19 protein-coding genes and 2 rRNA genes (1 of these 21 running past the window's edge) are annotated in these 23117 nt (G+C 57.1%); 7 read left to right on the forward strand and 14 right to left on the reverse strand.

Translation table 11 applies throughout. The features are described 5' to 3' along the window. Positions 1-1453 (forward strand): 23S ribosomal RNA (locus LRR79_RS05150); it begins 1429 nt to the left of the window's first position. A gap of 218 nt (positions 1454-1671) precedes the next feature. Continuing rightward, positions 1672-1787, forward strand: a 5S ribosomal RNA gene (gene rrf / locus LRR79_RS05155). A gap of 262 nt (positions 1788-2049) precedes the next feature. Here rrf and LRR79_RS05160 read toward each other — a convergent pair. The 9 genes from LRR79_RS05160 to LRR79_RS05200 form a co-directional block, all read right to left on the reverse strand. Next, positions 2050-2757 carry a sensor histidine kinase gene (locus tag LRR79_RS05160; RefSeq protein WP_231759336.1) on the reverse strand — a complete coding sequence of 236 codons (708 nt, stop codon included), beginning with the start codon at positions 2755-2757 and terminating at the stop codon, positions 2050-2052. Continuing rightward, entirely contained in the window at positions 2750-5836 is a 3087-nt protein-coding gene (locus tag LRR79_RS05165) for a serine/threonine-protein kinase (protein ID WP_231759337.1), read from the reverse strand. The genes LRR79_RS05160 and LRR79_RS05165 overlap by 8 nt, the downstream gene beginning before the upstream one ends. Positions 5837-5853: 17 nt before the next feature. Continuing rightward, positions 5854-6732 carry a GAF domain-containing protein gene (locus LRR79_RS05170; RefSeq protein ID WP_231759338.1) on the reverse strand — a complete coding sequence of 293 codons (879 nt, stop codon included), beginning with the start codon at positions 6730-6732 and terminating at the stop codon, positions 5854-5856. 4 nt (positions 6733-6736) lie between these two features. Continuing rightward, positions 6737-7492, reverse strand: a complete 756-nt coding sequence (locus LRR79_RS05175) for a DUF6689 family protein (protein ID WP_231759339.1) — start codon at positions 7490-7492, stop codon at positions 6737-6739. Between the two features lie 479 nt (positions 7493-7971). Continuing rightward, on the reverse strand, positions 7972-8688 hold the full coding sequence (locus LRR79_RS05180; protein ID WP_231759340.1) for an outer membrane beta-barrel protein: 717 nt from the start codon (positions 8686-8688) through the stop codon (positions 7972-7974). A 100-nt stretch (positions 8689-8788) separates the two neighbouring features. Next, positions 8789-9442 (reverse strand): replication protein P, encoded by a 654-nt coding sequence (locus LRR79_RS05185; protein WP_231759341.1) that lies wholly within the window; start codon positions 9440-9442, stop codon positions 8789-8791. Further along, the gene (locus LRR79_RS05190) at positions 9354-10664 is read right to left on the reverse strand and encodes a DnaT-like ssDNA-binding domain-containing protein (RefSeq protein ID WP_231759342.1); all 1311 of its coding nucleotides are present in this window, start codon (positions 10662-10664) and stop codon (positions 9354-9356) included. Before LRR79_RS05190 ends, LRR79_RS05185 begins: the two co-directional genes overlap by 89 nt. A 129-nt stretch (positions 10665-10793) precedes the next feature. Next, on the reverse strand, positions 10794-11444 hold the full coding sequence (locus tag LRR79_RS05195) for a helix-turn-helix transcriptional regulator (RefSeq protein ID WP_231759343.1): 651 nt from the start codon (positions 11442-11444) through the stop codon (positions 10794-10796). Continuing rightward, complete coding sequence (locus LRR79_RS05200; protein WP_231759344.1) at positions 11441-12679, reverse strand: MFS transporter; 1239 nt, start codon at positions 12677-12679, stop codon at positions 11441-11443. Before LRR79_RS05200 ends, LRR79_RS05195 begins: the two co-directional genes overlap by 4 nt. A gap of 177 nt (positions 12680-12856) precedes the next feature. On the opposite strand from LRR79_RS05200, the gene LRR79_RS05205 reads away from it, so the two are divergent. Genes LRR79_RS05205 through LRR79_RS05215 form a run of 3 tightly spaced genes read left to right on the forward strand, consistent with a single transcriptional unit; the run spans position 12857 to position 16752 of the window. Next, positions 12857-14059 (forward strand): permease, encoded by a 1203-nt coding sequence (locus LRR79_RS05205; RefSeq protein ID WP_231759345.1) that lies wholly within the window; start codon positions 12857-12859, stop codon positions 14057-14059. 60 nt (positions 14060-14119) lie between these two features. Continuing rightward, positions 14120-16384 (forward strand): heavy metal translocating P-type ATPase, encoded by a 2265-nt coding sequence (locus tag LRR79_RS05210; protein ID WP_231759346.1) that lies wholly within the window; start codon positions 14120-14122, stop codon positions 16382-16384. Then, entirely contained in the window at positions 16384-16752 is a 369-nt protein-coding gene (locus LRR79_RS05215) for a cupredoxin domain-containing protein (protein WP_231759347.1), read from the forward strand. Before LRR79_RS05210 ends, LRR79_RS05215 begins: the two co-directional genes overlap by 1 nt. Positions 16753-16761: 9 nt before the next feature. Here the strand turns inward: LRR79_RS05215 and LRR79_RS05220 are convergent, their stop codons facing one another. Then, the gene (locus LRR79_RS05220) at positions 16762-17373 is read right to left on the reverse strand and encodes a TetR/AcrR family transcriptional regulator (protein ID WP_231759348.1); all 612 of its coding nucleotides are present in this window, start codon (positions 17371-17373) and stop codon (positions 16762-16764) included. Positions 17374-17539: 166 nt separating this feature from the next. Here LRR79_RS05220 and LRR79_RS05225 point away from each other — a divergent pair, with 166 nt between their 5' ends. Continuing rightward, a complete protein-coding gene (locus LRR79_RS05225; RefSeq protein WP_231759349.1) occupies positions 17540-18595 on the forward strand; it encodes an MBL fold metallo-hydrolase in 1056 nt (351 codons plus the stop codon). Here LRR79_RS05225 and LRR79_RS05230 read toward each other — a convergent pair. The 3 genes from LRR79_RS05230 to LRR79_RS05240 are packed head-to-tail and all read right to left on the reverse strand — an operon-like array spanning position 18578 to position 21767. Then, a complete protein-coding gene (locus LRR79_RS05230) occupies positions 18578-19369 on the reverse strand; it encodes a copper resistance protein B (protein WP_231759350.1) in 792 nt (263 codons plus the stop codon). The two genes, LRR79_RS05225 and LRR79_RS05230, sit on opposite strands and share 18 nt — an antisense overlap. An 11-nt stretch (positions 19370-19380) precedes the next feature. Further along, entirely contained in the window at positions 19381-21246 is a 1866-nt protein-coding gene (locus LRR79_RS05235) for a copper resistance system multicopper oxidase (RefSeq protein ID WP_231759351.1), read from the reverse strand. Between the two features lie 8 nt (positions 21247-21254). Next, positions 21255-21767, reverse strand: a complete 513-nt coding sequence (locus tag LRR79_RS05240) for a DUF411 domain-containing protein (protein WP_231759979.1) — start codon at positions 21765-21767, stop codon at positions 21255-21257. A 259-nt stretch (positions 21768-22026) separates the two neighbouring features. Between LRR79_RS05240 and LRR79_RS05245 the strand changes: the two genes are divergently transcribed. Continuing rightward, positions 22027-22287 (forward strand): hypothetical protein, encoded by a 261-nt coding sequence (locus LRR79_RS05245; protein ID WP_231759352.1) that lies wholly within the window; start codon positions 22027-22029, stop codon positions 22285-22287. A gap of 67 nt (positions 22288-22354) precedes the next feature. Here the strand turns inward: LRR79_RS05245 and LRR79_RS05250 are convergent, their stop codons facing one another. Continuing rightward, positions 22355-23074 (reverse strand): 4'-phosphopantetheinyl transferase family protein, encoded by a 720-nt coding sequence (locus LRR79_RS05250; protein ID WP_231759353.1) that lies wholly within the window; start codon positions 23072-23074, stop codon positions 22355-22357. Positions 23075-23117 lie beyond the last annotated feature (43 nt).

Below are 23117 nucleotides of genomic sequence, written 5' to 3' on the forward strand. Positions count from 1 at the left end.
TTGGTTGTCCGTGTTTAAGGTAGTAGGCTGGGGACTTAGGCAAATCCGGGTCCCTAAGGCCGAGAGCTGACGACGAAGCTTACTTCGGTAAGTGAAGTGGTTGATGCCATGCTTCCAGGAAAAACTTCTAAGCTTCAGGCAATTGCGAACCGTACTCTAAACCGACACAGGTGGTCAGGTAGAGAATACCAAGGCGCTTGAGAGAACTCTGGTGAAGGAACTAGGCAAAATGGTACCGTAACTTCGGGAGAAGGTACGCCGGTTTTGGTGATGGGACTTGCTCCCTAAGCTGAGGCCGGTCGAAGTGACCAGGTGGCTGCGACTGTTTATTAAAAACATAGCACTCTGCAAACACGTAAGTGGACGTATAGGGTGTGACGCCTGCCCGGTGCCGGAAGGTTAATTGATGGGGTTAGCGTATGCGAAGCTCTTGATCGAAGCCCCGGTAAACGGCGGCCGTAACTATAACGGTCCTAAGGTAGCGAAATTCCTTGTCGGGTAAGTTCCGACCTGCACGAATGGCGTAACGATGGCCACGCTGTCTCCACCAGAGACTCAGTGAAATTGAAATCGCTGTTAAGATGCAGTGTACCCGCGGCTAGACGGAAAGACCCCGTGAACCTTTACTACAGCTTTGCACTGAACTTTGAGCCTACTTGTGTAGGATAGGTGGGAGGCTTTGAAACTGTGACGCCAGTTGCAGTGGAGCCATCCTTGAAATACCACCCTGGTATGTTTGAGGTTCTAACTCTGGTCCGTTATCCGGATCGAGGACAGTGTATGGTGGGTAGTTTGACTGGGGCGGTCTCCTCCCAAAGAGTAACGGAGGAGTACGAAGGTGCACTCAGCATGGTCGGAAATCATGCAATGAGCATAATGGTATAAGTGCGCTTGACTGCGAGTCAGACATGACGAGCAGGTACGAAAGTAGGTCATAGTGATCCGGTGGTTCTGTATGGAAGGGCCATCGCTCAACGGATAAAAGGTACTCCGGGGATAACAGGCTGATACCGCCCAAGAGTTCACATCGACGGCGGTGTTTGGCACCTCGATGTCGGCTCATCACATCCTGGGGCTGAAGCCGGTCCCAAGGGTATGGCTGTTCGCCATTTAAAGTGGTACGCGAGCTGGGTTTAGAACGTCGTGAGACAGTTCGGTCCCTATCTGCCGTGGGCGTTGGAGATTTGAGAAGAGTTGCTCCTAGTACGAGAGGACCGGAGTGAACGAACCTCTGGTGTTCGGGTTGTCACGCCAGTGGCATTGCCCGGTAGCTATGTTCGGACGGGATAACCGCTGAAAGCATCTAAGCGGGAAGCCTCCTTCAAGATGAGATCTCCCTGACTCCTTGAGAGTCCTGAAGGGCCGTGGAAGACTACCACGTTGATAGGCTGGGTGTGGAAGCGTTGTGAGGCGTTGAGCTAACCAGTACTAATTGCCCGTGCGGCTTGACCATACAACAGAGATGGTTACTGACGATAACTGATCGATCGAACGAGAGATCAGCGGATTGTGCGCGAGACGAGACATACAGTTCTTGCGGTGTATTACTACAGAATGTTTTACCGACTTATTTGGGGTTATCGCCGATCAGAGAGCTGATCGAGGCAAACAGCGATAACAGGCCAGGCCGAGCCAAATGCTTATAAGACCACGCCAACCCAAGCCAGTTTGCCTGACGACAATAGAGTTGTGGAACCACCTGATCCCTTGCCGAACTCAGAAGTGAAACGCAACATCGCCGATGGTAGTGTGGGGATTCCCCATGTGAGAGTAGGTCATCGTCAGGCTTCAAATCCGAAAGGCCGTACAGGAAACTGTACGGCCTTTCTTCTTTTAAGCCTGCCGATGACCTATTTTTTCGCTGGGCGAAAAGTCATGGTGACTCGGGTCTGTGGCCCTCACCCTTCGGGTTGCCTGCGGCAGTCCAAACGGCGTTGCCGTTTGTCAGGCTTCTATTCCAAAAGCCCTGATCGCTCACGCGGTCAGGGCTTTTTAATTTGGAGTACGATGAAACTCTGTTATTGCCTAGAAAGCTATCGAGCAATTCCACTACCGCCCAAGATTCACAAAAATATCCGTCCCGCTGTTGCGAGAACTTTTAATCGAAAAGTCTCCACTGAACAGCTCTACCCGATCGCGCATGCTGCGCAGTCCGAAGCCGTCTCGCTCTGATGCACAGGCCTGATCCACATCGAAACCAATACCATTATCCGCGATACACAGGGTGACGCGCTGATCGGTGCAGGTGAGCCGGATATCGATAATGCTCGCTCTACTGTGTTTTTGCGCATTCGTCAGTGCTTCCTGCGCAAGCCGGAAGAGGAGGGTTTCCATATCTGGTGGTAACCGCTCTTCCAGTCCGGAAATTCGCAGAGATACCTGGATTTCAGCCTGATCCTGGATAAGCTGACACAGCCATTCGAGTGCGTGGGCCAACCCCAGATCATCGAGAACAGCCGGCCGTAGCAAGCGGGCAAGCTGGCGGGCTTCACTCAATGCAATTTCGGTTATTTCCAGTGCTTCGGTTTTTTCAGGAGAAGCCTCCATGGTCGCAAGACGAAGTTTCAATGCTGTCAGTGTCTGGCCGATGCCATCGTGAAGCTCACGGGCGAGTCGTTTGCGTTCCTCTTCCTGCACAGACCAGACACTGCGCGCCAAGGCCCGGAAGCGTTGCTCTCCATCAATCAGTTTCCGTGTCAACTTGTCCTGTTCGATAGACAGGCGCTGCAGCCGGTCCATTACCTCTAGCTTATCCATCAAGCGCTCTCCATGCTTCTGGAACCCAGGGAAGTTTCAAAAACTTTTTCAGTCTGTCTTGTTCTATAGTCCGTAAAAACCACTCGGGCAGTTTTTCACAGGTGTCGGGCTTGCATTCGCGGGCTCTCTGGCGAATCGCAAACCAAGACTCTTCTGGAATCGTGTCAGGGTGCAAACCCTGGGCCCATCGCCAGATTTGATTGGTGGGGTTAGTGGATTCCCGCTCAAGTTGCAGGCTGTTGACGAGGTATTGCCGCCAGCTGGACTCCCATGCGGGTAGTGGCTGGTTTAATAGTTCTCGGATGACTGGCTCACTTTCCGCCGCTCGGCCATTTTCCAGTAGCCATTCGGCTTTAATCAGTTGCCGGCGGGCAACCTGATCGGGGGTGGCGTGCTCTGGTAGTGCATCAAAACTGGGTGTGCCCCCATAGCGAAGAGAGAGCTCGGCGCGTAACAGCGCGATTTCCTGCTGCGCGCGTGAGTCCTGAAGCTCGGAGGCAATGGCGGCGGCTCTTACGAGTTCTGCTTCGGTTTTGGCAGGTTGGCCGCGCCAAAGGCTCAGCTGTGCCAGATGGATAAATGTGGCAAGTTGAGCCTGCAGATCCCCAATCTTCTCTGCTTCCTGGCGGCTTCGAAGCCAGGCTCTGGTTGCTTGTGGCCAATTCCCTTCACGTGTGTCGAGACTCGCGAGGTACTGATTGACGTACAGTAACCCTCTGCGATCACCAATATTCTGATGTTCCAGCAAAGACTGTTGAAAATAGACTCTGGCACTTTCATTGTCGCCGGCCAGCATGGCGATGTAGCCGATATTTGCCTGGCTTTCCGCTATGAGGCCTGGGTCGTCCAGCTCACGACGTAAGGTCAACGCTTTCATGTACTCTTGTTTTGCCGCGGTGTAATTACCGGACTCTTCGAGCAATACGCCTTTGTCGTTGTGAATGCTTGCCTGTAGTCGCGGTGCGCTCTCGTATGTGAGTAGCGAAAGCGCATCGTCCAGCTGTTGCTGTGCTTCTTCCGGAGCGCCCGCGACCGCATTGAGGTAGGAGATATTCGCCAGTAAGCCGGCTTGTCCAATCTTGTCACCAAGCGAGCGCCTTTTCTCGAGTGCTTCCCGATAATATTGGCTGGCATGGTTCAGCTCCCCGAGCCGCTCCTGGGCGACACCGATTGCGGCGAGTGTATCCGCTTCCAGGGTTAACTGACGTTGACTGCGGGAGAGTACCAGCGCGCGGGAAAGTGGTTCCTCGATGGCTTTCCGCGCAGCGCCGCTTTGTATCAACTGTCTTCCCAGCAGGTACCAGCCCCGTGCGTCTGTGGGGCTGCTCTCCAACCAGCTGCGTAAATATTCAATGCCTGCTTCGAGGCCTCTGTGATCTGCCAGTAAGTCAGAGTGCAGGTGCGCCAGGCGACTGTCAAAGGGCAGTCGCTCCTTCAGAATTTCCAGTGACCGCAGGGCTTTGTCACTGCTTCCGGCTAATCGCTGGCGCTCGAACTGGATTTTCAGTGCAAGGGTTGAGCTGGGGTTATTGATCAGCGACGCGGCCTCGTTGATAGATTTTTTTGCTTCTGAAAGATCGCCAAGCCCTTCCTGTGCCCTGAAATTCAGATACAGGCTCAATGGGCTGCGCCAAACTTCCGCCAGCGGCTGTGACAATTCCGCCGCCCGCTCGAACTCCCCCATATCGAGGTGACGCCGCACCTGTACGACTTCTGCCCGGAACGCATCGGGAATCGCTATCACTCTGGGAGCGCGCTGGTCCAGCTGCGCAAGTAAAGCACTACCGGCCTGCTCCAGTGCGGCAAGTGCATGTCCCGGTTCGGTCAGTCGCTGGATGGAGCGGGAGGTTTTCTGGCCCGGTGGGCCATAACGGACGGTTAGGCTCCACTGATCGCCCATCGGGCGGATTTCAGATGTCACCACCCACATAGCGCCAAAAGCCTGTAGTAATTCCTCTTGTTGACTGGTTGAAAGAGGCATCGGCCAGCTGACCTGGTTGATGTAGTTCAGCACGGGCTGCTGCTCGACCAACCTGAGGTTTGGGGAAAGCGCGAGCTGGCTGTGTAATTGTTCCGCAGCCGTGCGGGAGAGCCAGGCGGGCACCGGCGGCGTGTATTCAGCCGGTAGCACTAATAAGGTCGGTAGTGTCTGGGTTTCTGTCGGCGCCGGAGGTTCAAGTGTTGTCCACAGTAACGCCGCGATGAATGCAATGGCCGGGACTGCCCACAACCACTGCCTCAGAGGGCGAGGTTGGGTCATCCGGGTGAGTGCAATACGCGCACTCACAGGTCGTCGACTCGGGCGTTGATGGAGTAACTGAAGAATAAACTGGCTGAGATGCTTGGGTACGTCTATGCATTGCTCGTGGGGTGCTCGCGGGCGGATATTCAGCCGAGCAATCATGCGCGCGCGGCGGTCAGTGCCTTCAAACGGCAGGGAACCGGTGGCGGCTTCGTACAGGATGACCCCGAGGCTATAAAGGTCGCTACGGCCATCCACCGGCTTCTGCTGTATTTGTTCGGGGGATACATAATCCGGTGTCCCCGATGGTGCGTCGGGCTTTTCACCAAGAGCGCGAGCAACACCAAAATCGGTGATAAATGCCTGTCCGTCCGGCCGTAATAAAATGTTTTCGGGCTTAAGGTCTAGATGTACCACCTTGTTCTGGTGTGCTTGATCCAGCGCTTCGAGCAGAGACTGCGCGAGCGAGATTACCGCCTGTGGCGCAAGTCGTGTTTCCCGGTCAAGCCTGGTTGCCAGACTTTCACCCGGGATATAGTCCATTGTGTAGAACTGGCCATGATCCGAGTCAAATATATCGTGAAGTCGGACGACGTTGGGGTGGCTGATTTTGCGAGCAAGTAACACTTCTCGGCGTAAATTGACGCCTTTATGCTGATCGAGAAGCTTTAGTGCTACCTGAATACCGAGCTGTTCATCCGTTGCAAGATACACGGAGCCGTAGCCCCCTCGACCGATCAGTTGCTCGATGACGAAGCGGTTTGCCAATCGCTCGCCTTTTTGTAAAGGGCGAAAAAGATTGTTTATTGTTTTTGTTATTTCAGAATCTACTTCCACTAGTGAGGAAATCCTCGTTACCAGGCTGAAAGGCTGGGAATTTGCGTGTCCGCGGTACACCGATTTAGTTGGTCAAGATCCGCTTTAAGTAATGTCGCGGCAATCGCCATGGAAGCATTATCTGCCATGGCTTCGAGAATACTTAAATCAAGTTCGGTAATTCCTTTCCCCAACAGTAGGCTGTCCGTATAGATAACGCCGAGTTGTTTATCATCCATTACCAGTGGCAAACATGCGAGTGCTCGTATGGCGTTAAGCTGGATACTTGGCTGACTGGAGAGGAACTGATGGTCGAGGCTGTCGGATGTAACCAGAGGGCGGCCAGATTTCAGCACCTCCGCCACCGCACTGCGAGAGCCGGCAAAGTCCGCGCACTGTAACGCCTCGGGGGTTACACCGTGCATCGCGCTGATAGACAGGTTGTCTGTATTGTCTTTGAGCAAGATGAATGCCCGATCGGTACCCGCCAACTGCACCACGCCCTCGAGTACGCGCGCGAGCATCTGCTCCAGATCGCTGCTATCGGAAAGCCGTTTTCCGATTTCCTCGCAGTGTTGCCAGCGCCGGGTGTTCTGACCATGAATACGCTCAAGCTGGTGCTCGCCCAGGAGTTGGAAGCGGGCCTGTAACTCGCCGACGGACAGCCAGCAATCATCCGTGAGCTGGGCAACACGGATATTGCTGCCGTGTAGTTTGGTTCCGTTTTTGGACGCCAGATCCCTTAGAGTCCAAACACCTTCAACCTGTTTCAACTCGGCGTGCAGGCGGGAGACAGAAGGGTTGTCCAGCTGTAAATTACAGTCGGTACCGCGGCCCAGTCTGTAGACCCTGTTATCCTCGAGGCGGACTTCTTTCACCGGACGGCGAGGATAGTAGATACTGAACTGAGCCGGCACAGCTTTACCCTTGGGAGAGGCTAAAGCGCAGCGTTGCACTGGCGCCAAGTAGGTCACCCGCGGTATTGGTCAGAGGGGATGTGGCTTCCCAGACATTGCCGATTACCGAGCCTGCCAGGCTTTCGATCAAGCCAATTACCACATCCAGTGTCGCGATGGCGAGCAAGGTGTTCCCCTGTTCCCAGAACAGTCGGGAGAGATTCAGCTGATCCAGCAGTCGGTTGGTGGTGAGCCACCCCAGCCCGCTGGAGCTGATTGCGTTGCTCAGTCGTTGGTATTTGAGCGCAATCACGTCCGCGGGGTCCCTGTTATCACGGACGATCATCCATTCAGAGAAGTTGCCGGTTCTGAGGCGGGCGCGATACGAGCCTTCACTATGCTCGGCGGTCAGATCGTGGAATGTCTCACCTTCGTGTGACTTAAACACCCGGTAATTATTGTCAAAGTGAATATCGCGGGTGTAAACCATTACTTCTGCGGCGCCGCGAAAGGAAAGTGATTCGTCGACAGGTGGTTCAATCACGATCATGACCGGAAAATCGCTAACGGGCTCGACGCCAGCGGGCAGCCTGGCGACCACGTTTGGGTCGGTCACGGAAAAACGATAAGAGTCTACCCCTAAGCTTGTTGGGCTCAGGTTCTCTACTGAATTAAAAGTAACAGAGAGTTCAACGGAGTTACTGCCTTCGGCGATGAGGAATTGCGCACTGTCATCCGAAATTTCCGTTTCAGTGATGGCTGCCAGCGAGGGCAGGCTCAAGGTACATCCGAGAATACAGGCCAGTAAGCGAGACATTTTATGCTACCCCGGAATCGTTATTGAAAGCATTGTGTTCGTTTTGATCACTTTTACATCTAACTACATTAGGAAATGAAAATAAAGCGAGTTTGAGAAGTGTGTCATGGAATTTTGTCAATAGTGCGACACCGATTCTTCGTGGCATAAGCCATAACTGACAGAACGGAAATTCTCTCTTTTTGCTCGGCGAAACCCGGTACGGCAGCCGTCGAAAATTTAAACGCTTTCTGTAGCGCAACAGCTGCGCCGCTCAGATCAAATATCCCGAAGTTATCCCCAGCTCTGTCCAGTGTTTCTGTGAGTAACGGGAGTGTGTATAACTTGAGAATTTCTCGAAAAATCAATTTCTCAGATTGTCGCAGTACTCAGTCTCAAGGGCGCGATACCGCAAGTTTTATCAGGCCACACGGGCTTGACTGAAGGCTTGCACGGCAAATGCGCTAAAAATGGATGCTCCAGCCCAGCGACGCAGACTCCACCTGATAGTCTCCCCGAAGTTCCTCATTCCCGACTTCGGGGAAGAGTTCCCACTCCGCGCGAATAGTCCAGCGGTCTTTCAGCTGATAGCTGACGCCGGCTCCGTAACCCCAGTGAAAGCCGCTACTGGTATCTGAAAAGGTGCCCTCCACCGGAATGGCCACCGGCTGCAGTGAGCCGTCTTCCAGTTGGAATACCGCCAGAGCTTCGCCCCGTTGCAGTGAGCGCAGCTCGTTAAACCAGAAGCCGCCGCCCAACTTACCAAATACGCTGAAGCCCGAGCGCCCTACGGGTAAATGCCCGATGAAAAATGCATTGCCCATGCGACTGGTTAGACGGTCCTTGACGGCGAGGCGAGGAAACTGCGGGTTTGATACGACGAAATTCGAAGTGGATGTGGCGGTCTGCCGGAGATCGGCTTCCACTGCGAAGTTGGGGCTCCAGCGCCACCCGGCGTAGAGTTTCGCGCCTTCCCCTCCGTCGGTGCAGCCTGAAAGAGTGGCGACCTGATTCGTACTGTTCAGCTGGCCGACAAAGTCGCGGGTATCAGTGCACAGGTCATTGAGATCGGTAGCCTGGAGCGCAATGCCCCCGTAGCGATGGGAATAGAAGTCCGCACTGACGAGGCTGCTGCCCAGCAGTGCAAGGGGTACCACAAGCAGAAGGAGAGGCCTGACCATGGCGATACCTGCTCTGGAGTCGAGTGAATCATGTCGATAGGCCGCTCCCCTACATCCGCGGGAGCGGGCCTGAGGCTAAACCTCAGCCCCACACATCACATCATATTTTGAGGTACGCGCGCAATTCCGCCAACTTTTTGGCATTTTCGGCTTTCGAGAGGGGCTTCGCCGCCTGGTGCTCCAACTGTACCTGCTTAGGAGCGGGTAAGCTTTCACCGGCCATCAGGCGCTCACAGATCTTTTTGTAGTGACTGGCAAGCACCGGATAGGCTGAGGACTCCGGGTTGTTTGCCAGAAAGAACCAGTCCGCAGCGCGCCCTGCATGGTAAACCGCCGGGTGGCTCCAGCGGTGATTTGCTTTGGGGCTGGGAGCGTTGCAGGCTTCACGGTAGGCGGCGCGAGGGTCGGGTAGTCCGTGTTCACCCTCGGCGCAGAACTGCAGCATCTTGTGGATGGTGGGCAGATATTCGGACTGCTTAATGGCGCGCTTGGCACCGGCAACCAGTTGCTCAGGAGTAAACCCGGAGAGAGACTCGAGCCACAGCCGTTTGGCATGATTTAACGTCTGCATATCCGGGAAGGCGGAATTGAACTGATTATGGAAGCTCAATTTCAGCAGACCGAACACCTCATTCAGGGCGCGCTTGCGCGCTTCCAGCTCCGGGTTACCAGTTTGTGTCTGTGACGATGTCCCAGACTGATGTGTCCCTTGTGCGCTGGTTAGCTGAGTGCCCGGATTCTTGTGGCTTGCCATGTTGTTGTCCTATCGCGAACTTATTGCGCTCGGCCCACTTGTGCCGCGCATGGCGCACAAATACCGCATCCCAGCTTTTGCGGGCGGCATTCTGGCTGCGCCAATAGAGAATGAACTCCGGAACCAGCGAAAGCGCAAAGTCCCGATCAATTTCGCACTGATTCAGCAGGTGCCCGAGGCAGTCACTGGAGGGTTGCCAGTTGCGGGAAATGGGCTTGGCTACCGGGTTCTTTTCAATTCCCTGGCAGTAGTAAGCCCATTCCGTGCGTGCATACTCGATAAACTGTTCACCCCAGCGGGCACTGTGGCCGCCGCGCTCGAGCCATTTATAAATAAACTCTGGCAGCAATTCTGCGGCAAAGTTGGGGTTGATGGCCAGTCGGCGCAGTTGTTCCCAGGTATTCTCGCTAGGCTGCCAGTCCCGGGTCATGGGCTCAGGCTTACGCTTTTCGATAAATGGCGTGTCCTGTTTTTCCCAGTCTTCTATCACCCAGTCATTGAACTCGAGATCCCATGACACGGATTGTTTGGCACTGTTGCGGTGGTACTCCACAAAGCGCTGCAGACAGCGCTGCACAAAGGTACTGGGTACGCCTTCGTCAGAAAGCTTGCGCAGAGTTTCTTCGCTGGGTCGCCAGTGATCGGGAAGCGGCTGCTTGCGCCCCTGGGTCGCGCGAAAGGATTCCCATTTATTCTTGACCTGCTTGAGAAACAGGGAGCCAAAGGAATGACGGCTCTCCCCGCGATCCCGCCAGTAGGTGACAAACTCCGGTAACTGTTCGCGAACGAAATGTTCCGGGACGCCCAGTTGGGCGATGCGCGCCATGGTTTCGCCGTCCGGCTGCCAGCTGGGCGAAATGGTATTCGCTGCACGTGGTGCGGGGGGCTGCGCGGCGGCAGGTCGGCCGGCCGTCGCAGTGGTGGACAGCGAAAACTTGAGCATCGCACTGCTGCCGTAGGGGGCGGCCCCCAGCAGCAGGGCGCCCTGGTTGCGCAGGCTGGTGGATACCCGTTGAATATCTGCCGGCTCCCAGAACGGCAGCAACTGTTGCAGCTGTGTCCCGTCAGCGGTGTACCAGTCACGGCCCGAGTGTGACTCTACCGGCAGAAACGGTATCAGATCTCCCAGCGCACCCAGCAATACGGACTCCTCCAGACCGAGCGTGGTGGCCAGAGTGGGAGAGATGACGAGGGGGCGTTCCGGGAGCAGGGGGTGTTTCATGGGCGCGATGATACCACCCGGGAGGGCGGCATCGGGAGAGCAATTGGCTCTGGTTTAGGATCGGGAGCTGTGACTCTAAGGTCGATTCAGCGCCCCGGGTCGATCCCCGAGGGCCGCGGCATGCTAGCCCTACCTGGCCGAAATGCGGTAGGCACAGCGGCGCGCGCCATCCAGCAGGTAGTCGCATCGCTCTACCTCTGCGTCAGGCAGACACTGGCGGAAAATCGCCAGTTCCGATCGGCAAAAGCTGCGACACACGCGGGCCGCGGCGCAGATGGGACAGTGATTCTCCAGCAGCAGCCAGACACCACGCGCCTCTTGTAGAGCCTGGGCCATATATCCCTCGCTGTCGCGTAGTTGCGCCAGTTTGCGTACCCGGGCACCAAGGCTTGTGCAGCTCCCCAGCGCGGCGCGGTAGTCCGTCAGTGACTCGCTCTCCCGGCGGGCAATCAAGGCATCCAGCCCCTGTTCGCCGAAGACTTCCCGTACATTCTCGATCAGCTTTACGGTGAGGTCCCCGTGGCGGTCGGGAAACCGGTTCTGCGCCTTTTCTGTCAGCTCCCAGTAGCTGGCCGGGCGGCCGACTTTTTCCGCACGATCGAAACGCCGCAGGAGCCCCTGCTCTGCCAGTGCGTGCAAATGCTGGCGCGCCCCGACAGGGGTCATTGCCATGCTGTCAGCGATGCTGCGGGCGGAGAGTGGACCACGGGTTTTCAGCAGGTAGAGAATCTGTTCCCGGGAGTCGCTGCCGGCGAGCACTTCAGGTTTTTCAATACTCATTGTGCATTCGCCTCCTGTGGCCAGGTTTCACTGTGGCGCTGGAGTCTTGCAAACCAGGCAGCACTGGCGATGCACAGCAGGCCGCCAAGTATCAATGTCCAGTGGCTGCCCAGCAAGGCCACACTGCTACCCAGTAGTGCAATGATGGTGCTTGTCAGACAGAAATTGGCGGTGAGCAATCCCATCACCCGGCCCTGTCCGAAGTGTTCAAAGCGCTCGGACATCATGGCCGGAAAGACCCCGTTCACCGTTGCGATACCCACCCCGATCAGGACAAACAGCGCTGCGCTTCCCCGGGCGCTCGCCAGAGGCAGCAAGACCAGAATCAGCCCGAGCCCAAGTGCGCCCCTGAAAACCAGGCGCTGAGTGCCGTAACGCCGTTTGAGCGCCGGTATGGCCACTACGCTGGTCGCAATCATCATGCCGGTGACCACCACCGTGTTCCAGGCGATCTGATGGGGTGGGAACGCAAACTTCTCGACCAGCCAGAATGGATAAAACTCGTAGAATGCGTTCACCCCAAGAGTAAATAACAGGTTGAACAGGGCCAGTGCGCGTATTGCGGGTTCACGCCAGAGGGCAAGAGAATTTTTTGTGCGTACCAGCTGCACGAAACTGGTGTTGCCGTTTGTATTCAGGGGCTCGTCTGCCGGCATCAGCAGGCGTGAGATAAGCGCGCAGGCGAAAACAGCCAGCGCGCCAGCCCAGAACACGGTGGCTGGACCGGCAGCCGCCAGGTACCCCCCGGTAAGTGGACCCAGCAACCATCCGGCGTAGGCGCAAGCCATCGCCAGTGATAGGGCCCGTGTACGGTCAATGGCCGGGTGGAGGTCTGCTGCCATGGCGCGGGCGATGGCGATATTGCCTTCGCAGAGGCCGGTGATAAAGCGTGCCACGGCAAACAGCGCATAATTCTCCCAGCGCAGTGCGAGGGCCGACAGCGCATAGCCTGCTGCGGCCAGCACCAGAGTAATGACCAGCGTGCGTCGGCGACCATACTGATCGGACAGTGCGCCGATCACACTGCTGCCAAGCAGCAGCCCCAGGGGAAAGAGTGCCAGAAGAACCCCCAGCAGCAATTTCGGTGGCAGCCCCATAAATCGGGTCAGTGCGTTTTCCGGGCCATCCAGAAACAGTGGCGCGAGTACTGGATAAGGCAGTGCAATGCCGGCGGTCCCGATTGTGGTAACGAGCAGGACCGCGAACAGAGTGGTTTTGGGAGAGAGCTTGGGCATGGGAATAAGATAAGTAAATTATTTCTTTAAATAGTAGCAGGGGCGAGAATAAAGAAACTGATTACTTTTCTATTGTGTTGATAGCGGTATGCAATGCCTCGGGGGGCGATGTCACAGCCGCTATGCTGTCTGTCAGATCAGACGTTTCGAAGTCGCACACACAGGAGTGAACACATCGTGAGCACTTTTCTGGAAGCCTGGCACCAGGCCGCCGTTACCACCCTCGGACTGTTCTGGATGGCCTTCTGGGCCTTCGCGCTGGGATATCTGATCAGCAGCATGATCCAGGTGTTCGTGACCCGCGAGCGCATGCGGCAGAGCATGGGTAGCGCGGGGGCAAAAAGTGTTGGTCTGGCGACTCTGTTCGGTTTTATTTCCAGTTCCTGCTCCTTCGCCGCACTGGCCACCACCCGCGCACTGTTTGCCAAGGGGGCGGGACTGGTGCCCTCTCTCGCTTTTCTGCTGGCATCCACCAATCTGGTGGTGGAGCTGGGGATCGTAATCGCGGTTTTCCTCGGTTGGCAGTTTGTTGTGGGCGAGTATGTGGGTGGGGTGCTGCTGATCTTATTGATGTGGATACTTGTGCGACTCACGCGCCCTAAAAAACTGATCGAGACGGCCAGACAAACCGCGCGGCAGGCAGAAGAGAGTGACGATGACAGCGGAGCAATCCCGGACTGGCGCAGACTGATCCGCAGCCGGGAAGGCTGGCAACGGGTCGCAAATCGGTTTGTCATGGAATGGAAGATGGTGTGGAAAGACGTCACCATCGGATTCACTGTTGCGGGTATTATCGCGAGCTTCGTGCCAAAGACGTTTTTTCAGGCGTTGTTTATCGGCGCTGGGGACAGTGAGCCCGCGTTCTGGCAGGTACTCGTACAATGTCTGGTGGGGCCGATTGCCGCGTTTTTTACCTTTATCGGTTCTATGGGAAACATTCCTCTGGCTGCGGTACTGTTTGATAATGGCGTTGCATTCGCAGGTATCATGGCGTTTATCTTCAGCGATCTGGTGGTGTTGCCGGTGCTGCGGATTCAGGCTCGCTACTACGGCTGGAAAATGGCCCTTTATATTCTGGCGATATTTCTCTGTATTCTGGTCGCTACCGCAATGCTGCTGCACTACGGCTTTATCGCACTGGATATTTTGCCTGATGCCGCCAGTGGTAAAAGCGTTACAGATCGCGACTACTTCAAGTTGGACTACACCTTTTTCCTGAACGTCAGCTTTCTGCTGCTGAGTATTTTTCTGTTTGTATGGCGGGTAAAATCCAGGGGTTTCCCCACATTAAATACCGATAAACTCAGCGAGATAGTATTGCTGGTGCTCGCGATGCTGGCATTGCTCTGGCTGCTGGTGGGTAGTCTGCTGCCGGTGTGAATCGTCATGCCCTGGCAGCCCGATTTTATCATGAACAAAACGATCACCCTGGGTACCTGAATGAGCCAGAGAGCCGCCTCACCGCAAACGTTTCGCCTGCAAGGGGTCAGTTGTGCGGGCTGTGTGAAAAAGATTGAGTCCGCTCTGAACGAAGTGGCCGGCGTCGAAGAGGCGCGGGTAAACCTGGGCGACAAAACCCTGCTGGTTCACGGCCCGGTGAATGCGCAGGCCTGTATCCGAGCGGTGGAATCCGCCGGCTACGGCGCAGAAGTGGCACAGGCGAGTGCGCGGGAACTGCGCGAACAACAGCGAGAGGAAGAACACCGCCATTACCGGCATTTACTCTGGCGTGCGGGCATTGCCCTGGGGTTGGGTGTACCGCTGATGGTCTGGGGGCTGATTACCGGCGAGATGGGCGTACACAGCAGCGTGCAGCAGTTCGCCTGGGGGACCGTTGGTCTGGTGACCCTTGGGGTACTCATGTTCTGCGGCGGGCACTTCTTTAGCGGGGCATGGCGCGCATTGCTCCATCACAGTGCCACCATGGATACGCTGGTGGCGCTGGGCACTGGCACCGCCTGGCTGTTCTCAATGCTGGTTGTTTTATTGCCGCAATTACTGCCGGAATCCGCGCGCCATGTCTATTTCGAGGCCAGCGCCATGATCATTGGTCTGATCAACCTCGGTCAGGCTCTGGAAGTGCGCGCTCGCGGTAAGACCAGTGCGGCAGTGGAAAAGCTCCTGGAGCTGCAGGACACCAGTGCACGTGTGATTCGAAGCGGAAAAGAGGTGGATATCCCCATCGCGCAGGTCCAGGTCGGCGACCGGTTGCGCGTGCGTCCGGGTGAAAAAATTCCAGTAGATGGCCGAGTGGTCGATGGAGAAAGCCTTGTGGATGAGTCCATGCTTACCGGCGAACCGGTGCCGGTAAGCAAAGCGGCGGGGGATGCGCTCAGCGCCGGTACGCTGAATAAAAACGGCAGCCTCGTATTGAGCGCGGAAAAAGTGGGCGCGGAAACCCGTCTGTCGCAGATCATTGAGATGGTCAAAAACGCCCAGAGTTCGCGGGTTCCCATCGCGCGACTGGCGGACACTATCTCCGCGATCTTCGTACCCACGGTCATGGTTATCGCAGTGGCGGCCGCGCTGATCTGGTACAACTTTGGCCCCGACCCCAAGGTCGCCCACATGCTGGTGGTACTCACCTCGGTGCTGATTATCGCCTGCCCGTGTGCGCTGGGCCTCGCCACGCCCATGTCGGTGATGGTTGGGGTGGGCAAGGGCGCGGAAAACGGCGTACTGGTGCGCAATGGCAAGGCGCTGCAGCAGGCAACGGACCTGGACACCCTGGTGGTGGATAAGACTGGCACCCTTACCGAAGGCGCACCGAAACTGACGGATATCGAAAGTGAAGGTGATGAAGACGAACTGCTACAGCGACTGGCGAACCTGGAAAGCCACTCCGAACATCCGCTGGCGGAAGCGATTGTCACTGCGGCCAAAGCGAAAAACCTGCCGTTGGGTGAGGTAAACAATTTTGAAGCGATTACTGCCCACGGAGTGCGCGGCGACGTCGATGGTAAAACCATTCTGCTGGGTAATCGCAAACTGATACAGCGCGAGGGCATTGAAACCGGACCGTGGCCAGAAAAAGCAGAAGCGCTTGCCGCACAGGGGCGCACCGCCATGTATGCAGCAGTGGATGGGGCCATGGCCGGTGTGATCGCGGTGGCCGATCCTGTTCGCCACGATGCGCAAGCGGCAGTAAAGCGTTTGCAGGAACTCGGCCTGCGTATCGAAATGCTGACCGGTGACAACAAGGCAACGGCAGAAGCGGTCGCTAGGCAGCTGGGGATTGAGCATGTACATGCGGATCTGCTGCCCGAAGACAAGGAAACAATCGTCGCTGATCTGCAAAAGGGTGGCGCCAGAGTGGGAATGGCCGGCGATGGTATCAACGATGCGCCTGCACTGGCGCGTGCCGATGTGGGCTTCGCCATGGGAGCCGGTACCGATGTGGCGATTGAATCTGCCGATGTCACCCTGATGCGCTCGTCGCTGCATGGAGTGGCCGATGCGGTGGAGTTATCCCGCGCGACCCTGCGCAATATCAAACAGAACCTGTTCGGCGCATTTATTTACAACACCCTGGGAATCCCCATCGCTGCCGGTGTGCTTTACCCGATCACCGGCATGCTGCTGAGCCCGGTAATTGCCGGTGCGGCCATGGCGTTTTCCTCGGTGACGGTGGTGAGTAATGCCAATCGGCTGCGGTTGTTCAGACCGTCCCAGGATTCGGCGAAATCCAACGGAGGTGATGCCTAGTGGAATCCGTACTGATTAATTTTCTCGGACTGGCCGCTATCGCATGTACCCTGTGGTGGTTCTGGTTGGCACCAAAGCAGCAAAAATCGCAGGCGGCTGAAGCCAGTGAAACACTGGAAATCCTGGTCAAGGACGGTGTTTACGAACCGGAGTGGGTGCGGGTGGCCGCCGGCAAAGAAACCCTGCTGCATTTCCGGCGGGAGGATACGTCGCCCTGCGCCGAATGGGTATTGTTTCCCGACCTTGAAGTGAGTGCGCAGTTGGCGGTGGATAAAGTCACCCAAGTAAAAATCCCCGCGGCGGACGCGGGGGAATATCCGTTTCACTGCCAGATGCAGATGTATCGCGGCACGTTGGTTGCGGAGTAAAACGCGGGATCAGGCGGCGTAGTGACTGAGAAATAACGCCGCCGTGCGCTCCGCCAGTTCGGCGCGCTCTTGTGGTGTGAGCAGTGGGCTGACCTGCATCAACTGGGGCCAGAAACAGCTGCCCTTGATCAGGCTGTGAATTTGCTTGCTGCCGATTTCAATGTCCAGGTTCTGCAGGCGCCCGTCGGCAGTGGCCGCCTTGAGCCAGCGCATGATACCCGTCTCAATGGCCGAGAACTTTTCCATCTGCTCGCGCAGCGCTTCCGGCTGATGGAAAAAGTGGTCGAAGGCGACGCGGTTCAGTTCGATATATTCGCGACTACAGATTACCCTTACTTCAGCCTCGATCAGTTTGCACAGTTGCAGTTTTAAATCGGTATCGGCCTCGTAAACCCCGTCGGCACACTGGGTGGCCTGCTGCCAGAGTTCGCCCATCAGCGTAATGATCAGCGCTTCTTTGCTGGCGAAGTGGTTGTACACGGTGCGCTTCGAGACTTCCGCCAGCGCGGCCAGTTCGTCCATGCTGGTGTTGTGTACCCCGCGCTCCTGAAACGCCCGCTTGGCAGCCTGCAGAATTGCCTGGCGCTTCAGTTCACTTCTTGTGGGTTTCTTCTCGGTCATCTGACCCTCTGGTCTCACATCGCTCAACTCGGCTTGAGAGGGATTTTACACTAGGCAGTTTACTTTTTGCGATTCCGGATTACACTACACTGTATAGTTTACTTTTTGGGTTGATCCTCATTTCATCATGAAAGCGCATTGGTTGGTAATTACAGGGGTAATCGTTATGGCTGTCAGTCTGTTCAAAGGCTGTTCCTCCGCACCGCAGAAGTTTTACAGCCCGGGCATGGATGCCAGTGCCGGGGCGAGCAACCTGTGGGAAATCACCAAGATGTATCTGCGCGCGGAACGCAAAGCGCCCACACCCACTGCGCCGCTCCCCATGCGAGACATTTCCGTGGCGGAACTGGCCGAGCCGGAATCGGAAGCGAAGGTTTATCGATTGGGGCATTCCAGTGTGTTGATCCGTATGGACGGTGAAACGGTGCTTGCCGATCCCGTATTCAGTGAGCGCGCATCGCCGATGCAGTGGGCGGGCCCCAGGCGTTTTCACCCGCTGCCGTTTGAACTGTCGTCGCTACCGCAGATCGCGGCGGTGGTGATCAGTCATGATCATTACGACCACCTGGACAAGGCCAGCATTCTGGCGTTGGATGAAAAAGTCGGTCAGTACCTGGTGCCGTTGAAAGTGGGCGATCACCTGCGCCGCTGGGGAATTGCTGATGGCAAAATTGTCGAGCTCGACTGGTGGCAATCACACACCGTCGGCACACTGAGATTTACCGCTACCCCGGCCCAGCATTTTTCCGGGCGCAGTCTGGGGGACCGGGATGAAACCCTCTGGGCCGGTTGGGCGATCGCCGGGCGGGATACCAATATTTTCTTCAGTGGCGACAGTGGTTACTTTGACGGGTTTCGAGAAATCGGCGAACGGCTGGGGCCATTTGATCTGACCCTGATCGAAACCGGCGCCTACAACGACTTGTGGAGCAAGATCCATATGCTGCCGGAGCAGAGTGTGCAGGCCCATCAGGACCTGCGTGGCCGGGCGATGATTCCCATCCACAACAGCACCTTCGACCTGGCCCTGCACGACTGGTTCGAGCCGATGGAGCGCGCCGCGGCCGCGGCCTGGGAGAAGAGCGTGCGGATGATTACTCCGGTAATTGGTGCGCCGGTTGCGATCAAGAATCCTCAGGTGATGGATTACTGGTGGCAGGAAGTTATGGCACCAGAGTCCTCCCCGATGCCACCTGAAAACGGATCAGAACCAGGCATGTAGTCCGATCACCCATAGGGTTTCACTGACCGATTCCCCCTCCTGCCGTGCGAAGTCTGCGGTATTGCCGAATTTCTTTTCGTAGTTCACGCCGATATAGGGCGCGAACTGCGGGGTGAATTCGTAGCGCAAGCGCAGGCCGGCTTCGATATCGGAAAGGCCGGAGCCGGTGTGCTGTTCGGGAGAATTCTGGCCGAAGAAATTCACTTCGATTTCCGGGCTCAGGATCCACTGCTGGGTAAGCAGCAGTTCGTACTCCGCCTCTACGCGAAACGCGCTTTCACCGTCTTCACCGATAAACAGTGAAGTGTCCACTTCGAAAAAGTAGGGCGCCAAGCCATTCAGGGCAATAACGCCCCAGTTGCGGCTGTCGGTTTCCAGCTCGAAGTCGTGGCGCGCACCCAGCTGCAGATCCCAGTAGGGGGCGATGGCGCGGCTGTACAGTGCTTGTAACTCGGCCTTCTCTGTCTCCCCTTCTTCCCGTTCAACCTCAGTTTTCAGCCACAGTTTATTGAAGTCGCCGCCAAACCACAGGCTGCCTTCCAGTGCGCTGCCATCGTGCTCGCGCGCTTCCAGCTGGTCGATGGTGACCTTGGTCAGCAACACCTCGTGATCCATTACGTGATCCGGCTGGTTCGGCGCATGTTCCAGGTTCGATACGGCTGGTGCCGGCGAACGGTCGTGATGATCGTGTTGCATGTGGTGATGCTGATGTTCGTCTTGATCAGCGAGGGCGCAGGCGGGAGCGATCGCAGCCACCAACAAAAAGTTTTTCATTGACCTCATCGTTAAACCACCCTCACTTCGCGGAACATCCCCGGCATGTGATACAGCAGATGGCAGTGGTAGGCCCAGCGACCGTAGGCGTCCGCGGTTACCAGGTAGTTGATGGTGGAACCGGGTTGCACGAGTACCGTGTGCTTGCGCGGAATATACTCCGGGTCACCGGTTTCCAGTTCACTCCACATGCCGTGCAGGTGAATGGGGTGGGTCATCATGGTGTCGTTCACCAGGGTGATTCGCAGGCGCTCGCCGTACTTCAGAATCAACGGTTCGGCATTGGCGAACTTGACCCCGTCCATGGACCACATATAGCGCTCCATATTACCGGTGAGATGCAGCTGGATTTCCCGCTGCGGCTCGCGCCGGTCGATGGTGGGGGTGAGGTTGCGGATATCCGCGTAGGTGAGCACGCGGCGGCCGTAGCGGCTCTGGTGATCGCGCAGGCCGATACCCGGGTCGCCCAAGCCATTCGCCGGCATATCCGCGCGCATATCGACACCGGGGCCGTACTCGCTGGCGTGGTGTCGCACCGGCGCGTTGCTGCCGAAGCCGGAACGGCCGAGGCCGCTGGTTTTTCCCGGCATCTGGTGGCCGGCGTGCTGGCCCATGTGCTGGCTGTGATCCATGGCGCTCATATCGTGGCCAGAGTGATCCATGCCGTTCATGCTGCCCATGTCGTGGCCGCTGTGGTCCATGCCACTCATACCGCCCATATCATGGCCGGAATGATCCATGCCCATATCTCGATGGGTCAGCACCGGGGCGTAGTCCATGTACGGTACTTCGGCGCGCAACTCCGGATGCGGCGTTAGGGTGCCGCGTGCATAGCCGCTGCGGTCGATGGTCTGGGCGAACAGGGTGTAGGCGCGATCGTCTGCGGGCTCCACCACCACGTCATAGGTTTCCGCCACGCCGATGCGGAATTCGTCCACGCTCACCGGTTCGATGTTCTGTCCGTCGCTCGCCACCACGGTCATTTTCAGCCCCGGAATGCGGATATCGAAAATCGACATGGCGGAGCCATTGATAAAGCGCAGGCGAACCTTTTCCCCCCGCTTGAACTGCGCCATAAAGTTGGCGTCCGGCGTCTGCCCGTTCATCAGATAGGTGTAGGTGTAACCGGTGACGTCGGAGATGTCGCGGTCGGACATGCGCATCTCGTTCCACATCTTGCGGTCCCGCCAGGTCTGGGCCACGCCTTTGTGGCGAATCTCCTCCCACAGGTCGCCGGCGGTGCGACGGCGGCGGTTGTAGTAGTGGCCTTCTTTTTTCAGTTTGGCGTAGATGTCATGGGGGGAGTCATCGCTCCAGTCGGTCAGCAGGATCACGTGATCGCGATCATAGGCGACCGGGTCCGCTTCGGCGGGGTCGATCACGATGGCGCCGTAGTGGCCCTGTTGCTCCTGAAAATCCGAGTGGCTGTGATACCAGTAGGTGCCAGACTGGGTAATCGGGAACTGGTAGGTGAAGGTTTCCCCGGGGCGAATGCCGTCAAAGCTGAGCCCGGGTACGCCGTCCATATTGCTCGGCAGGATCAGTCCGTGCCAGTGGATGGAGGTGTCGTGGGCGAGGCGGTTGGTGACATTGATGGTGACGGTGTCCCCTTCCTTCCAGCGCAGTACCGGTGCCGGCACTCCGCCATTGACCGCGACTGCGGTGCGCTCGCGGCCGGTGAAATTGACCGGCAGATAGTTCACCTGCAGATCAAAGCGATTGCCTTGCAAAACCTGAGGTAGAGGATTGGCCGTCTGTGCCGCGGACTCGCGGCTCGCGGGCAGTCCCGCAAGCGCGGCACCGACGGCCATACCGGTGACAAAACGCCGCCGGGAGATCGGCAGCGTGGTGACGGACGGATCAAAAAAATGCTTCATTGCGCGACTCAGAACTGTTGCTCGGCGTTTTCGATACGGGCGTAGACACTGTGCCCGCCGTCCTTATGCAGCAGCACTACGTCATAGGGGGTGAAGCGGTCGCCCACTTCCATGCCCGGGCTGCCAAGCGGCATGGCCGGAACCGCGAGGCCACGGGCGTTGGCCGGTGGGTTCTGCAGAAATTGGCGGATAAATTTGGCCGGTACGTGCCCCTCAAAAACATAGTTATTGTCGGAAACACTGGTGTGGCAGGACTGGAATTCCGGGGCGATATCGAAGCGCTTCTTCACTCCGTTCAGGTCATCCACATCCTTTGCGTCCACCGCAAAGCCCTGCTCGTTGGCGTGATCCACCCACAGTTTGCAGCAGCCACAGGTGGCGGATTTGTACGTGGTCAGCGCGATGGACGGTTGAGTAGAAGTTGCTTCGGCTGCCGGGTTTGATGCGGCGTTCTGGGTCTGTTGCGCGCGGTCGCAACCGGCACTGAGCAGGGCTGCGCCCAGCAGTAATGCGGTAATCATTTTCACGGTACTGGTCTCTCAAAAAAGTTGGAATGCGATCGGTAACCGGATTTCCGGCGAGGGATCGGATTGTCTGGAAATCAACAGAGAGGCAGCATGCGCCAGCGGTGGGCGCACCTGTCCTGTGTCAGGCAGGAATGGGTGGGCGAATATCGGATTCCGGGGCAGGAGAAGAGTCCAGCGGCCGGTAGGCAGTAGAAGATAGATTGCAGATAAGGAATTCGGTGTCTGCCGCCGTGGTAGGCAAGGCGCTGGCACAGTGGCCAGGGCAGCAGCTGCAAGCCTGGTCACAGTCGTGTGGCGCGCCCGTGGCAGAGGCATCCTCGCAGGCGCCATTGCTGCAGTGAGCAACTTCCGCGGGCTGGTGATGCTTGGGGGAGGAAATACTGTGGCTGACTTCGGCGACCGGCATTTCGACCTGTTCGTCCTCATGGCACGGCTGCGCCAGCGCTTCGCCACCAAGGGCAAGCAGTGCGAGCAGCAGGTATGTGCGGAAGACGTTGGTCATTGTGCTGGTTGAGTGAAATTTATCCGACGGGAATCTTAGGTGGGAATACCCGCGCGTGCAAGTCGACGCCCTTGGTGACTCAGTCGGGAAGGCCCCGCAGGATACGCTCCTGAGAGATCTCGCCAATTCCGCCATCAGTGCCTGCGACCGCCAGGTGCAGGTGGCTTGCGTCCGGCAGCGGCAGCATGGCGTAGTGAAACTGCCAGGGCTCGGCAGCGCCCGGGAGGTCGTCGGCGAACTGGATACCCTGCCCCAGATGGAACCCTGCCAGATTAATGCGGGAGAGCCCTTCCGAGATACCGGTACCGCGACCTTTGAAGAACGCTTCTTTCATAGTCCACAGGCGGTAAAAGTGCACGGGTAACAGTTCAGGTGGTGAGGCTGCTAGCAGCGACCGTTCGTCCGGGTGAAAATAGTGATTGGCGATACCCAGGAAGTCGCGCTTCCGTACCGGTTGTTCGATATCCACACCGATATCCGCCTCACAACTTACTGTGAGCGCAATCCACTGGCCGCTGTGGCTGAGACTGAAGCGGAGTTCGGGCACATCAAGAAGTTGCGGCTTGCCGGACTCCGCAATTTCAAACTGAAGGCTCTCTGGCGACTCCCCACTGATGCTCCCGAGGACCCGGCGCATCAGTGCGCGACTCAACAGGAAGCGATAACGGGCTTCCTCACTCCTGTAGCGTTCCCGCCGCGTGCGCTCGTCGTTGCTCAGCAGAGTTTCAAGGGCTCGGGCATCGTCACTGCCCGAGGGAATATCGTTGATATGTAAAAGCCAGACTGCCGGTAAGGTCATAGCGCAAAAAAATCAGAAACTGTGAAGTCATGCTAATCCCTGA

It is taken from the genome of Microbulbifer elongatus (assembly GCF_021165935.1).
In the GTDB taxonomy this organism is placed as follows: domain Bacteria; phylum Pseudomonadota; class Gammaproteobacteria; order Pseudomonadales; family Cellvibrionaceae; genus Microbulbifer; species Microbulbifer elongatus.

Coding starts and splice junctions, on each gene's coding strand:
- LRR79_RS05230 (WP_231759350.1), bottom strand. CDS start 19,369: ATGAAAAACTTTTTGTTGGTGGCTGCGATCGCTCCCGCCTGCGCCCTC.
- LRR79_RS05160 (WP_231759336.1), bottom strand. CDS start 2,757: ATGGATAAGCTAGAGGTAATGGACCGGCTGCAGCGCCTGTCTATCGAA.
- LRR79_RS05180 (WP_231759340.1), bottom strand. CDS start 8,688: ATGGTCAGGCCTCTCCTTCTGCTTGTGGTACCCCTTGCACTGCTGGGC.
- LRR79_RS05190 (WP_231759342.1), bottom strand. CDS start 10,664: ATGAAACACCCCCTGCTCCCGGAACGCCCCCTCGTCATCTCTCCCACT.
- LRR79_RS05240 (WP_231759979.1), bottom strand. CDS start 21,767: ATGATTACCGCATTACTGCTGGGCGCAGCCCTGCTCAGTGCCGGTTGC.
- LRR79_RS05185 (WP_231759341.1), bottom strand. CDS start 9,442: ATGGCAAGCCACAAGAATCCGGGCACTCAGCTAACCAGCGCACAAGGG.
- LRR79_RS05200 (WP_231759344.1), bottom strand. CDS start 12,679: ATGCCCAAGCTCTCTCCCAAAACCACTCTGTTCGCGGTCCTGCTCGTT.
- LRR79_RS05250 (WP_231759353.1), bottom strand. CDS start 23,074: ATGACCTTACCGGCAGTCTGGCTTTTACATATCAACGATATTCCCTCG.
- LRR79_RS05235 (WP_231759351.1), bottom strand. CDS start 21,246: ATGAAGCATTTTTTTGATCCGTCCGTCACCACGCTGCCGATCTCCCGG.
- LRR79_RS05195 (WP_231759343.1), bottom strand. CDS start 11,444: ATGAGTATTGAAAAACCTGAAGTGCTCGCCGGCAGCGACTCCCGGGAA.
- LRR79_RS05220 (WP_231759348.1), bottom strand. CDS start 17,373: ATGACCGAGAAGAAACCCACAAGAAGTGAACTGAAGCGCCAGGCAATT.
- LRR79_RS05225 (WP_231759349.1), top strand. CDS start 17,540: ATGGCTGTCAGTCTGTTCAAAGGCTGTTCCTCCGCACCGCAGAAGTTT.
- LRR79_RS05210 (WP_231759346.1), top strand. CDS start 14,120: ATGAGCCAGAGAGCCGCCTCACCGCAAACGTTTCGCCTGCAAGGGGTC.